This window comes from Marinobacter sp. BW6 (genome assembly GCF_008107725.1).
GTDB lineage: Bacteria > Pseudomonadota > Gammaproteobacteria > Pseudomonadales > Oleiphilaceae > Marinobacter.
Genome location: NZ_VIRN01000064.1, coordinates 1,136,497 through 1,148,520, shown reverse-complemented (window position 1 = coordinate 1,148,520; position 12,024 = coordinate 1,136,497). Strand labels below are relative to the sequence as shown.

The following is a 12,024-nucleotide window of genomic DNA, read 5'->3' as shown; positions in this document are numbered from 1 at the left end:
ACCCCGGTTACCCACTCAATTCATAGCAAGCTCACAACCGCTCGGCTACTATGGCGCGCCGCTATGAGTTACGGCTTATAGGCAGGGAATTCCCAAAACAATCAACTAAGTAAGAAGGAATCTATCGTGCGAAACGCAAGGATCCTGGCAGTACTGGCCGCACTGATCTACCTCACTGGCTGCGCCTCTGGCGCCAAAATGGGCAACATGGTGTATGAGGGGCCAGTGAAGGCCTACGACACGGCCCTGGAAGACAATGTGGATGTCACCAACGTCTCGGGCGGCGAGGAAACGAACCCCGCATGGACCTCAGAGATCGACAACGATGCCTTCGCAGGCGCCCTGAAACAGACTCTGCAGAAACAGGGACTGCTCTCCGGATCTGGTCGATATCAGCTCGAAGCTCTCCTGCTTGAGGTTGACCAACCCATGTTCGGGCTGGACTTCGAGGTAACCACCCACGTGAGGTACATCCTGACTGACCGTGAAAACAACGGCACCGTGGTCCTTAACGAAACGGTTGTTACCCCCTACACCGCCACCATTGGCGATGCCTTTGCCGCCATCAAGCGCCTGAGACTGGCCAACGAGGGATCCGGAAAAGCCAACATTCAGGGTCTGCTGGACAAACTCTCCGAACTGCAGATCCAGCCAGGTGACGTCTCCCTCACGCAATAACGTTTCTGGAACCCAGCTCTACAACAAGGAAGGATCATGAAGTACCCCCTACTCCTCACACTCGCTGCAATCGCGTTTCTGTCTACCGGTTGCGCATCGGTGGTCTCCGGAACCGACCAGAAGCTCACCTTCAACAGCGAGCCTGAAGAAGCCACCGTTACGGTTTCCGGCCGTGTGCTCGGTAAAACGCCACTGACTGTGCCGGTGGATCGGGATTCCAACCAATCCATTACCTTTGAGAAGGAAGGCTACGAAACCTATACCGCTCAGCTTTCCACCACAACCAACCCGTGGTTCTTCGGTAACATCGTGATTGGTGGCCTGCTGGGTTCCACGACCGATGGCGTTTCCGGCGCCATCCACGAGTTTTCCCCGGACCAATACTTCGTTACTCTGAAGCCTGACACCCCGACGGGAATCTCCACTTCCAAGCCGCGAAAAATCAAGGAAATCATCATCGCGTTCAGCGGAGAGTTTCGCCACCAGCTGGCGAGCGGCGGTGGTGAAAAGGTGGACACCATCGTGCAGTTGCTGGGTATCGACGCCTCGGAGAAAGACACCACCATCCGGGCACTGAACCAGCTTGCGCTGGCCAATGAGAACGACCTTGAGCTGGCTAAAACGATCATTGAGGTTTACGACGTTCGGTAAAAGGTATCTCTTGAACCCGGGGCGGATTGAACAAGCCCCGGTGTTCCGCGGAACCTGTTCCCCGTGTTCCCGCCTCGCGACACGATTCAGAAATTATATCTGACTATATCCCCGTTCCCGCAACCATGCTAAAAGACTCCTCCCGGCAGTAGCCCGGGCATTCTTCCCATCAGGATCTCAGCATGTCAGATAAATTTTTCTTCAAGGGTCGTCAGGACGCACGCCAGCACCACACCGCTTACGGCGGTTTTCAGACCAACGCCAGCCAGAAGAGTGGCAGCAAGAAATACCCCCTAACGCTGGTGGTGACCAATGAAGCACGCAAGCAGGAAGTAGAGGCACAGGTGGCCAAGGCAAAGCTGTACGCGAACATTTCGGTTGATACCCGCGAGGGCGCCGTTGAATCCATCACCGAGCTCACCGCTATCCTGAATAAAGGAGGCACGGTCACCACGGTAAAATCACCCTCCCGCAACGACGTCTGCAACTGCGGTAGTGGACTCAAATTCAAGAAGTGCTGCGGCTAACGACCGCCGGAGCAACGAAGGTAATAGCTATGATTGTTTGCGGAGTTGAGCTGACTGGCAGCGATGCGGTGGTGTGTTTGCTGAATATGGACAGGGGGCAGTTCAACCTGCCGGAGTGCAAGGTGCGCAAGCTGTCACTGCCAAAAAACCATAGCCGTGAAGATCTGAAGCGGTTCCAGGCGGCCTTTGCGGAGCTAATGGCGGAGTACGGGGTCAACAGCGTCGCGATCAAAGAGCGGATGCCGAAGGGCAAGTTCGCCGGTGGTGCCATCAGCTTTAAAATGGAAGCAGCCATTCAACTGATCACCAGTGCTGAGCTTACAGTAACACTGCTACCCTCGGCACTGATCAAGTCCACCCTGGCAGCCAACCCGCTGCCCATTGCGTTTACAGAGACGGGATTGAAGGCCTTTCAGGAAACGGCGTTCATCGCTGCTTATGTGGGGCAGCTGCAGGGCGAGCGGACGTGAAAGTGTGTAATCACAGAATAGATTCGTACCGGTTTGGCAAAGGGGTCAAACCGGCAGTTCAGTTATCTCACCGATCACTCCGATTTGCATGCTTGCGCCCCCTCTAATTTCCCAATGGCTTATCGATAACCTTTGATCAAAGTGTTCAGCTCTGATTGGAATTCAGGGTTCTGCATGACCGAGTCAACCTGATTGATCACATCCATAGCGGACGGAAGCTGCCGCGAAACGCCAATGTGAAAAGGGATCTGGGAATTCGGAATAAAATCAACCTTGCGAATTTTCAGCTTCTCCGAATAGCCAAGCTTTTGAGCAATGAATCGGGCGTCTTCAGCGGGCTGCACCATGAAATCGCCGGCCTCCCGCAGCATAAGAAGATGCATCATCGCTTTCATGTCCCGGCCCGACACACGTTCCAGGTAATCGGGAATATTGTCCTCTTCCCATTGCGAGCCCCTCTCGACGATCACCTTCAGACTGGACAATTCAGTAAAGCTGGTAGCCGATTCGATCAGATCTATGCTGGGGTTGTCAGCCGAATAAACCAGATAGCCAAAGCTCTGCGTGAAGAGTGGCTTGGCTGAAAACATGGCGTATTTCTCTCGCTCCTCCGACGGATACGTGAGAAGGCCATCGGTACGGCCGAGTCTGACGTTGTACTGCGCCCTGGCCCAGGGCACCACCACATGTTCCGTGGTATAGCCGGGGATAAACCTGAACGTCAGCTGCACCAAATCCGGAAACAGCCCCACAGCCCTCTCATCAAGCGAGGAACTATATGGCGGTGATTTTTCGCCGAAGGCGAATGTCAGATTGTTGCTTCCCACCGCGACACCAGGCAAAGCAAGGAATACAACCAGAAACGCGCCGCAAAACGACGCCGAAAATCCTTCCAAAAGATGCTTATTCGCCAAGGTTACCTCTGAGGAGCTGTGGCTCTGTTATCTGGCTGCCATGTGAACACACAGTCGATATCATTGGCCAATTCTATGTCGTTACATCCATACAACATAGATCTGTACCGGTTTTCCCAGGGTTATTTCGGTGGCACTTCCTTGATGTAAAGGTCTTGTTGCGGAAATGGAATGGTGATGCCCTCTTGCTTGAATCGGCGCCAGATCTCCAGATTGATGTCGGAGCTGACGCTACCGAAACCTGCTTGCGGGTCTGCGACCCAGACCCGGGCTTCCAGATGAATGCCGTGGTCGCCGAACTGCGTTAACCGGCACACCGGCTCCGGCTCCGAAATCACCCGCGGGTGCTCCCGGGCGATCTCCAGCATGATGGCCATGGCGCGCTCCACGTCATCACTGTAGCTGACCGAAACCGGGATCTTCAGCCGTACGTTGGGGTCCGAATAGGACCAGTTAATCACCTCGGTGGTGATCAGGTTTTCGTTGGGAATGAGCGTATCCACACCGTCGCGGTTGCGCACCACTACGTAGCGGGCATGCAGGGCTACCACCCAGCCGAACTTCTCACCAACACTGACCACATCACCGGGGCGAATCGAGCGGTCGAACACAAGAATAAAACCGCTGATGAAATTGCTGGCAATACGCTGCAGGCCAAAGCCAAGGCCAACACCCAGGGCACCGCCGAACACCGCGAGCGCCGTGAGATCAATACCAACCAGATTAAGAACGGACAGTCCAGCAACGGTGATCAGCACCAGCTTGGCGACTTTGGAGAAACCCACAGCCGCGCCGGGGCTCAGATACGGCAACTGTGTCAGTCGCCGATCGATAATGCCCGAGAGCCAAATGGCAACCACCAACACAAGGCCCATCAGCAGGATTAACTTGATGACCGCCAACAGGGATATGCGCAGCTCGCCCACGGAGAAGGCGAGGCTATCCATGGCCTCAAGCAACCCGGGTAGCAAGCCCACGAGATGCAGGCCCACCACCAGCCAGATGAGCGTACTGATGACATTTTCCGAGGCCTTGACCAAGGGGCCGCTCCGCATCCCCTTGCGCAACATATAAACCAGGGTGCGGATCAGGGCGAACGAAATCAGCAGCGGGATAGCCAGATCCAGGGCCCAATGGGTCTGATTCAGCGCGTCGAGTAACGCGCGCCCCAGCAGAACCACCACCAGCATCGAGATGGGAAAGGCAAGGCGCTGGATGGCGCGTTGCGTCAGGTGTCGCACGCCCAGAGTCTCGGCAGCGGTACGCCGGGCAATGAGCCGATGCAGATAGAACGCGGTCATCCCCGCAAACAGCAGAATCGCGGCCTGCGGGATGACGTCCAGCAATTGTATTTCCTGCATGGCTACCAGCAAACCTTGCCAGCTTTCCACCATCGACAACTCCCGGGTAGCGAGAACTCAGTAACTGGCCGCACTTGGCAGCGTTCAGCCTCTTAACAGTATAGGATCCAGAAAATAAAACTGTCCCGACTTTCCGCTTGCTCTTGGAACCCAGAACCATTTCTGTTCAACCTTTCAGAGAGCAATGACCTTCAGGCCATACCGCTGGGTTATGTCATACAGACACAACTCTGTCTTTACCTCGAGCTTTGGCCTGGTAAAGAGCACCGTCAGCCCGCCTGATAGTGTCTTCATAGGAGAGATCTTCGGGCAGCATGGTTGCGACACCCAAGCTGACGGTTGCAGCAACATCTCCCACCGAAAAACGATTCAGTTCCTGTCGAAAGCTCGCCCACAAACGCTCCGCAAACTGTAATGCCTGATCTGCCCCGGTATTGGGAAGACAGACTACAAATTCATCGCCCCCGAAGCGGCAAACGATGTCGGTTTTACGGAGTTCTGATCTGCAGGTGTTGGCCACTGTCAGGATCATTTCATCCCCAACATAATGCCCCTGGGAATCATTGATCTTTTTCAGGTTGTCCAAATCGAACATCAGAATGGACGTTGGTACAGCATGACGCGTGAACGTTTCGTAGTGGAGCGAAAGGTCACGCTCCAACTTCCGGCGGTTGAAAAGGCCCGTAAGCTCGTCTGTGTCGCTTTGCTCCCGAAGCCTGATTTCCAACTCGTGCCGTTCGGAAATGTTACTGGCGACCCAGAGCACCACCGGCTCATCGTCTACCTCAAATTCAAGAGCCTGGATGCGGCCTTCAAACCAGATTGACTCCGAAGGCCCCTCATCGGGCAAACCTTTAACATCTTTATTACTGAGCTCGTACTCTTCAATCAAGAGCCTTCTGGTTTCAAGCGCGCGCTCTATCCGTTCAAGGAACCACTCGGCTTTATCGGGTTTGACCAGGTCAGAGATATATTTTCCGACAAGCCCACTGCCGTCGTGGTAGTAGCGCTCATCGCGGCCGCCGAACACGTCAACATATTTGCCGCTGCGAGACAGGATAAAAGCAGGATCTGGCAAAGCGTTTAATACAGCGCCCATCTGCTGGACATTGATCATTCAAATTGCCCTTTAATGTAGCTTAAAGCTACGTATTGTACCGAAGACGCCCATACATTGGCAGGCTCGTCACAAACAATCTAAATGCAATCCACGGACTCCGAACTACCCGATACCTTTCGACTGCAACCATGATCACTCTGCTTGCGACTGTTCCCTGATTTTGACAATCAGGGCAGATTGGAAGAAACCAAGCATTACCTGGGAGATGTGGGCGGCGGAAAATACATCTGTCCAGGTTTCCGCGATGATCGACCGGATTGAGGATCAGTGGTCCAGGTAAAGGTAGTGCTGCCAGCTCAACATCCTGAGAAGGATCTTGCGCATGATCGCCACATGATGCATGTGATCGGAATACACCGCCACTTGTGCGCTGACTCCAAGAGGTAGACCTTCGATCGCGCTGACATCCTCCATTTCCAGGACAACCAGCGTCTCGTTGTCCATTCTCCGGAACGCTTCGCCACCGATTAACTGTTGCCCCGCAGCGAGCTGTGCTTCCGCGACGGCAGGAAGTACCTCAACCACCCGGGCTGAAAAAACCTCGCCGGGCAACGCGGTGAAGGTCAGCTCTGCCTCGTACCCCGGCTTCAGGCGCAACAGTGATTGCTGGCGAAAAGCAGCCACGAAACGGCGTTCCTCTTTATTTACAAAGTTGGCCACTGGCCTGAGTGGGAATGGCACCGCCATCATTCCCGGCCTAACCGCCAACTGAGTCACGAAGCCATCCGTTGGTGCCCGCAAAATGGTGTTCTCGAGATCAAAACGAGCTTCCTCCAGCTGAGCCTCTATGGCCGCCACTGCCGGGTCCTGGCCATCCACCGAGCCGCTCAGCTGCGCCTCCGCTCTTTCCAATGCCGCCCTGGCCGCATCGAGATCTGCATTGCTGGCCGCCACCCTTTGACGCTGGGTGTCGATCTGTTGTTGACTGAAAGCGGAGGCCGCCCCTTCGTAACGGCGCAGGGTTTGCACCGCCTGGTCCCTTATCGCTGTCACCTGAGCGACTCTGGCACGGGCCTCGGAGACACTGGCAACATTAGAGGCCACACCCTGGCCTGTATCTGCCAGTTGGGCTTCCAGTTGGCGGATACGGGCCATGACCCGAGTGTCGTCCAGAACGATCATGGGCTCCCCCTGCTGAAGGGGTGTGTTGGGCGATACCGGAACATCTACCACCCTGGCTTTGATCTCCGGCACGATGGGCGTCACCACGAAAACCTGCCTCGCCTTGTGGGTAAACGGGTGGTTGTAATTCATCAACAGCACCAGTGTGCCGACAAGAACCACACCACCGAGCACGGCGGTAGGCACAGTCCATTTATTGAGAGGAATTCGAAAAACCTTGAAGATAACGATGCAGACAGCGGCGTAGGTCAGAAGCAGAAGAAGGTCCATAAGTTACTCCTCTCCCTGCTTCTGCTCGAGGATTTCCAGACGCCTGGCTTGCTCGTCCAGCTTTTTATTCAGCTCGTTCAACAGGGTTTCATCCGCAGATTGCCGCTCCGCTGAATGCTGCATTCCCCAACCACGATCGGGCCGGTAAATCGTTGCCCAGATCCACAGGAACGGCCAAATAGCATGCAGGGTAAATAAGCTGACCCAGCCTGCTACATGAATAGCATCCTGGTGGGGATGATCACGGTGTTTGGCAATTTCGTAGGGAATGTCGTGGATGGCAATGACACCATAAAAAAGCACTAAAACCACGAAAATCAACAAGAACAGAGCGACGTAACTGAGCACTAGCGATTCCTTTTCACCAATAGCACATCCCTGACATGAGCCGTGGCCATTATCAGATCCACGTTCAGATTAGTACACTCTAATCACTGATGCATGCAAAATCCGCTTATAGAGCCGCCAAAATAACCCTGTCCCGACTTCCTTTACCCGAGCCGATTCAGAAAGTTATATCTGCCTACATCTCAGCCCCCCCAAGCATGCTAAAAGACTTCTCCCGGCAGTAGCTCGTGCATTCTTCACACCAGAATCGCGGCCTGCGCTGTGTTCGGTTAAAGCATCTAAGCTACCATAGATACCAAAGACAACTTTTCGGCGGGCTCCATCTTGCAGCAACACACGCGTTTCTGGATAGCAAAGGAACAGTTGAATGAGTGACAGGGAAGCTGCGGACGAGCAAGAGTCTCGAGTCAAGGTCCAGGATCGTGAATCCCGCGAACAGACACCGACGCTGAGCGAAAAGTCGCTGACTCGGAAAGAGCGTGAGGCCGTAGCCGAACATACCACTCTATCGTCGCTGACTGTCTACTCTATCATCCTGCGCGAGGGCGAAAATGAGCTTAAGCGCCCGAAAAGCTCGCTCTGGTGGTCCGGTGTGGCAGCAGGTCTCGGGATTTCGACCTCGGTCCTCGTCGAGGGCATTATCCGAGCCAATCTGGGCTCAGATCACCCCTACCTGACTTTGATTGCAAGCCTGGGCTACTCGTTCGGGTTTGTCCTCGTGATCCTGTGCCGGCTTCAACTGTTCACCGAGAACACCATCACCGTCGTGCTGCCGGTTCTGGCCCAGCCGACGCGCAACCGGTTCTATTGCAGTGCCCGCCTTTGGGCAATCGTGCTTGGGGCCAATGTCTGTGGCACGTTTATTACCGCCGCCATCGCCGTCTACGTGGGCATCCTTCCCGCCGACACCCTCGCGGCGATCCTGGAGATGTCGCGCCACCTGGCAACACTGACTCCGGCCGAGGCACTTTTGCGCGGTATTCCATCCGGCTTTTTCATAGCGGCTATTGTGTGGATGCTGCCTTCGGCGAAGAGATCCGAAGTGCTGGTTATCGTCATGTTTACCTGGCTGATTGCGGCGGGTGACTTTACCCATGTGATTGCCGGGTCAAACGAGATTTTCACGCTCGTGCTCAGTGGGGAAATGAGCGTCTTCAACGCCCTGGTCTATCATATTTCCCCGGTACTCATCGGCAACATTATCGGTGGTACAGGTCTGTTCGCGATGCTGGCCTACGCCCAGGTTCACGAAGAAATGTGATGCAGCGCCGAGCACTGGTATCCACACTGGCTGGTTAATCGGTGTCGCTAACCCGCGCCGTCGCCCAACGTATGTCCTCTAACGGTCTCGTTGTAGAGGCATTGGTGCGTGTGCCATTTCTCGTCCGTGCTAGCCTTGTTGCCTTCCCACCGGGGATCTTGAGGCCGTTCGTGACTGTTGATGTAGGCAGCCACATCCCAGGCTTGCTGGTCCGTGAGAACGGCTTCCTTCTCCACAGGACTGGCTTTGCCAAGAGGCATGTTGTATTTGATGAAGGCAGCCGCTGTGTTGATCCGGTGCATTCCAGCCCCCCAGTTGTAGGCTCCAGCACCCCAAAGTGGCGGGAAAATCTGGCGGCCATCGTCCGCGAATTTTCCACTGCCGTCACTGCCATGGCAAATGCTGCATTGATTCTGGTACACCTCCTCACCACGGCTCACGCTGCTTCCGTTTTGGGGTTCGGGAACAGCCGCATAACCGCGTCCAGGCAGATTCTTGCCAATCGGTGCCCCCTGGGCCGACCAGAAAAAGAACGTTTGCAGATCCTTGAGCACCTGGCTATCGGGCTCGGGCGGTCCACCGGCCTCCGAACTGTTCGCATTCATCGAGTAGGTGAAGCAGCCGCGAATGCGTTCATCCATGGTATTGACGTGATCGTTCTTGCCCCGGTATTTGGGATAAATCCCCCACGCGCCCCACATGGGAGCGGAGTTAGCGGCGAGACCGCCGGCCAGATGACAATTGCCGCAATTCTGCTTGTTACCCACAAAGCGCTTGGCTTTCGGGTGCTGGCGCGTATTCACGAATGCCTCCCAACCGCTGCGCACGCTGTCACCGAACGGCCCTTCGGGAATATCGTCGAGGCTTGGGGGCTGATGGTACCCCTCCGCGCCGGCTTCTGGAGCCGGTTCAAGTTCCACCTGCTCAGTGAGCGTCTCATCAACCTGGGCATTCACTGAAAGTACAAAGAGCGCCAGGACCGCTGGCAACAGCGGACTCCGGATGCCACGAAGGGGGTGTTTGCTGTCCTTTGCTGTCATGGCGGCCTCTCGGGTCGGATTATTGATCGTTATTGGAAGGTTTGGCGGGCAACGAGGCGAACCAGGCGGTCACCGCCTGGCTATCTTCGTCACTGAGGCGTTTTGCAACCGATGCCATCAAGCCATTGGGGTCGTTGTGGCGGCTGCCGGACTGCCAGGCCTTGATCTGGTTTTGGAGGTACATTGCCGGTTGCCCCGCAATCGATGGGAAAGCGACACCCACGCCTTGACCCTGGAGGCCGTGGCAGGAGGTACAAGCGGGAATACCCTGTTGCCAGTCTCCACGCTGAGCGAGCGTCTCCCCCCGATGCAAGGTTTTCTGATCCACTTCCCCACCGGGTGCCATGGTCGGAGGTTTCAGGCTGGCGAAGTATTCCGCGACATCCCCACGCTGCTGCTCTGAAAGCGCAGAGGCAATGGGGGCCATAATCGGGTTGCTCCGAGTGCCGTCAGCCATTGCTGTGAGTTGCTGGGCCATATAATCGGCATTCAACCCCGCCAAGCGCGGCCATCCGGCGGCTGCATTCCCACCGCCCTGCGCGCCGTGACAGGAAGAACAGGCTTGCACCCCTTCACCGCCCTGTTGCGCCAGTTTTTTCCCTGCTTCGTTAGCCGCACCCATGGTGGGCATCAACAGTATCAGAAGTGAGAAACCAAACAGTCCACACGTAAAGCCGCAGCGACCGTGCATCGAGATGCCTCCTGGCCAAAAATATAACCCTGCCTCCCAGCTTAAAGCCGTCTAGCTGGACACACATTAAAATCATAGTCCCTTGCGCCACTTTCTGGTACCACTAATCCATCCAGCATAGTCCGGAACAGATCTATTTTTTTCAGAGCTGGGTATCCGTTCAGCTTAGCGGCAATTGCAAAGCAAAACTCAAAGAGGGAACCTAGACAAAAGAGTTCGAGGTCCCCAACGGCGAGACGATACCTTGCGGGAAAACAGGAGCCTTCAATGACGTTTGATTTCCACGGCCGGCGCGTCATCGTCGCTGGCGGCAGCAAAGGTATTGGCCGGGCCATCGTGCTGGGATTTGCCCGAGCCGGCGCAAGCGTCTCTGTCTGCGCACGCGGGCAGGCGTCCCTGGACGCGCTGGCGGAAGAGGTGGCAGGCGAGGGGCTGGCGGCGCTGCATGTGGCCCCCTGCGACATCGGCGACAAGACCGCGCTGGAGACCTATCTGCAGAGCGCCATGGACGAGTTGGGTGGCCTGGATGTGCTGGTCAATTGCGCCTCGGCGTTCGGGCGGGAGGACAACGAAGAAGGCTGGCTGAGCAGCGTTGAAGTGGATCTGATGGGCACGGTTCGCGCCGGCCATACCTGCCTCCCGGCGCTTAAGGAAACCGGGGGCACAATCATCAACATTGCCTCCATCGCCGCGCTGCATGCCTCGACACGCACCGCTCCCTACGCAGCCATCAAGGCCGCCGTCGCTCACTACACCGGCAGCCTGGCGGTGACCATGGCCCCGCATAAAGTGCGTGTTAATGGCGTTGCGCCGGGCTCGATCGAGTTTCCGGGCGGCGTCTGGGATCAGGCCCGGCAGAACAATCCAGAGCTCTACCAGCGTATTCGCGGAGGGATTCCCTTCGGGCGCCTGGGCACGCCGGAGGAAGTCGCCGACGTAGCGTTATTCCTGGCCTCCGATATGGCCCGCTGGATTACTGGCCAGACACTGGTGGTGGACGGCGGCCAGGTTTTGTCCTGAGCCTCCAACTCATCGCCCAAGGAGTTTTATAACGCCCATGCCCGAATCGACCCCACTACAAACCCTGCTCGACACACTTCCTCAATGCGGCCGCGTTGAGTGGATTGGCATCCGCCCTGCACGCGGCGAGCCCATGCAGGTGCTCGAGAGGGTGATGGCCACCCCGGGCAAAGGGCTGGACGGAGATCGATTCAAGGGCCGCGATACCAGCAAACGGCAGGTGACCCTGATCCAGAAAGAACACCTGCATGCCATTGCCTCATGCCTGCAGCGGGAAGCCATTGAACCCGACGTTTTCCGGCGCAACATCGTCGTCTCTGGCCTGAACCTGCTGGCCCTGAAAGGCAAACGGTTCCGGATTGGTGGTGTGGTGCTGGAATATACGGGCCTGTGCCACCCCTGCAGCAAGATGGAGACCGCCCTCGGGCCGGGTGGGTACAACGCCATGCGTGGGCATGGAGGCATTACTACGCGGGTGATTGAAGGGGGTGAGCTGGCTGTTGGTGACGAAGTGCAAGCATTGCTATTCCACCAGCTCTGAGTCATCAGCA

The 12,024-nt window shown here is 56.3% G+C and carries 14 protein-coding genes; 7 read left to right on the top strand and 7 right to left on the bottom strand.

What is annotated here, in order from left to right; translation table 11 throughout:
* The first annotated feature begins 126 nt into the window (after positions 1-126).
* The 4 genes from FMN52_RS13875 (at position 127) to FMN52_RS13860 (ending at position 2,326) form a co-directional block, all read left to right on the top strand.
* Positions 127-678 (top strand): hypothetical protein, encoded by a 552-nt coding sequence (locus FMN52_RS13875; RefSeq protein ID WP_148609174.1) that lies wholly within the window; start codon positions 127-129, stop codon positions 676-678.
* A gap of 36 nt (positions 679-714) precedes the next feature.
* Positions 715-1,329, top strand: a complete 615-nt coding sequence (locus tag FMN52_RS13870) for a PEGA domain-containing protein (RefSeq protein ID WP_148609173.1) — start codon at positions 715-717, stop codon at positions 1,327-1,329.
* Between the two features lie 182 nt (positions 1,330-1,511).
* Complete coding sequence (locus tag FMN52_RS13865) at positions 1,512-1,856, top strand: PBPRA1643 family SWIM/SEC-C metal-binding motif protein (RefSeq protein ID WP_148609172.1); 345 nt, start codon at positions 1,512-1,514, stop codon at positions 1,854-1,856.
* Between the two features lie 29 nt (positions 1,857-1,885).
* Positions 1,886-2,326, top strand: a complete 441-nt coding sequence (locus FMN52_RS13860) for a DUF3010 family protein (protein ID WP_148609171.1) — start codon at positions 1,886-1,888, stop codon at positions 2,324-2,326.
* Between the two features lie 119 nt (positions 2,327-2,445).
* Here FMN52_RS13860 and FMN52_RS13855 read toward each other — a convergent pair whose 3' ends face one another.
* The 5 genes from FMN52_RS13855 to FMN52_RS13835 form a co-directional block, all read right to left on the bottom strand.
* Entirely contained in the window at positions 2,446-3,240 is a 795-nt protein-coding gene (locus FMN52_RS13855) for a transporter substrate-binding domain-containing protein (protein WP_148609170.1), read from the bottom strand.
* Positions 3,241-3,362: 122 nt separating this feature from the next.
* Entirely contained in the window at positions 3,363-4,634 is a 1,272-nt protein-coding gene (locus FMN52_RS13850) for a mechanosensitive ion channel domain-containing protein (protein ID WP_148609169.1), read from the bottom strand.
* Positions 4,635-4,815: 181 nt separating this feature from the next.
* Positions 4,816-5,718 carry a sensor domain-containing diguanylate cyclase gene (locus FMN52_RS13845; protein WP_148609168.1) on the bottom strand — a complete coding sequence of 301 codons (903 nt, stop codon included), beginning with the start codon at positions 5,716-5,718 and terminating at the stop codon, positions 4,816-4,818.
* A gap of 267 nt (positions 5,719-5,985) precedes the next feature.
* Positions 5,986-7,113 carry an HlyD family secretion protein gene (locus FMN52_RS13840; RefSeq protein ID WP_148609167.1) on the bottom strand — a complete coding sequence of 376 codons (1,128 nt, stop codon included), beginning with the start codon at positions 7,111-7,113 and terminating at the stop codon, positions 5,986-5,988.
* Positions 7,114-7,116: 3 nt separating this feature from the next.
* Positions 7,117-7,461: a DUF3302 domain-containing protein gene (locus FMN52_RS13835; protein ID WP_148609166.1), complete on the bottom strand. Its 345-nt coding sequence runs from the start codon at positions 7,459-7,461 to the stop codon at positions 7,117-7,119.
* Between the two features lie 367 nt (positions 7,462-7,828).
* On the opposite strand from FMN52_RS13835, the gene FMN52_RS13830 reads away from it, so the two are divergent.
* A complete protein-coding gene (locus FMN52_RS13830) occupies positions 7,829-8,722 on the top strand; it encodes a formate/nitrite transporter family protein (RefSeq protein ID WP_148609165.1) in 894 nt (297 codons plus the stop codon).
* Positions 8,723-8,769: 47 nt separating this feature from the next.
* Here FMN52_RS13830 and FMN52_RS13825 read toward each other — a convergent pair whose 3' ends face one another.
* Complete coding sequence (locus FMN52_RS13825; RefSeq protein WP_148609164.1) at positions 8,770-9,762, bottom strand: c-type cytochrome; 993 nt, start codon at positions 9,760-9,762, stop codon at positions 8,770-8,772.
* A gap of 19 nt (positions 9,763-9,781) precedes the next feature.
* Positions 9,782-10,453 (bottom strand): c-type cytochrome, encoded by a 672-nt coding sequence (locus FMN52_RS13820; protein ID WP_205424930.1) that lies wholly within the window; start codon positions 10,451-10,453, stop codon positions 9,782-9,784.
* A gap of 267 nt (positions 10,454-10,720) precedes the next feature.
* Here FMN52_RS13820 and FMN52_RS13815 point away from each other — a divergent pair, with 267 nt between their 5' ends.
* Positions 10,721-11,473, top strand: a complete 753-nt coding sequence (locus tag FMN52_RS13815; RefSeq protein ID WP_148609163.1) for an SDR family NAD(P)-dependent oxidoreductase — start codon at positions 10,721-10,723, stop codon at positions 11,471-11,473.
* 37 nt (positions 11,474-11,510) lie between these two features.
* Complete coding sequence (locus FMN52_RS13810) at positions 11,511-12,014, top strand: MOSC domain-containing protein (RefSeq protein WP_148609162.1); 504 nt, start codon at positions 11,511-11,513, stop codon at positions 12,012-12,014.
* Positions 12,015-12,024 lie beyond the last annotated feature (10 nt).

Excerpts from the sequence above, each read along its gene's own strand:
- FMN52_RS13870 (WP_148609173.1), top strand. The coding sequence starts at position 715 with ATGAAGTACCCCCTACTCCTCACACTCGCTGCAATCGCGTTTCTGTCT.
- FMN52_RS13865 (WP_148609172.1), top strand. The coding sequence starts at position 1,512 with ATGTCAGATAAATTTTTCTTCAAGGGTCGTCAGGACGCACGCCAGCAC.
- FMN52_RS13860 (WP_148609171.1), top strand. The coding sequence starts at position 1,886 with ATGATTGTTTGCGGAGTTGAGCTGACTGGCAGCGATGCGGTGGTGTGT.
- FMN52_RS13850 (WP_148609169.1), bottom strand. The coding sequence starts at position 4,634 with ATGGTGGAAAGCTGGCAAGGTTTGCTGGTAGCCATGCAGGAAATACAA.
- FMN52_RS13845 (WP_148609168.1), bottom strand. The coding sequence starts at position 5,718 with ATGATCAATGTCCAGCAGATGGGCGCTGTATTAAACGCTTTGCCAGAT.
- FMN52_RS13840 (WP_148609167.1), bottom strand. The coding sequence starts at position 7,113 with ATGGACCTTCTTCTGCTTCTGACCTACGCCGCTGTCTGCATCGTTATC.
- FMN52_RS13830 (WP_148609165.1), top strand. The coding sequence starts at position 7,829 with ATGAGTGACAGGGAAGCTGCGGACGAGCAAGAGTCTCGAGTCAAGGTC.
- FMN52_RS13825 (WP_148609164.1), bottom strand. The coding sequence starts at position 9,762 with ATGACAGCAAAGGACAGCAAACACCCCCTTCGTGGCATCCGGAGTCCG.
- FMN52_RS13820 (WP_205424930.1), bottom strand. The coding sequence starts at position 10,453 with ATGCACGGTCGCTGCGGCTTTACGTGTGGACTGTTTGGTTTCTCACTT.
- FMN52_RS13815 (WP_148609163.1), top strand. The coding sequence starts at position 10,721 with ATGACGTTTGATTTCCACGGCCGGCGCGTCATCGTCGCTGGCGGCAGC.
- FMN52_RS13810 (WP_148609162.1), top strand. The coding sequence starts at position 11,511 with ATGCCCGAATCGACCCCACTACAAACCCTGCTCGACACACTTCCTCAA.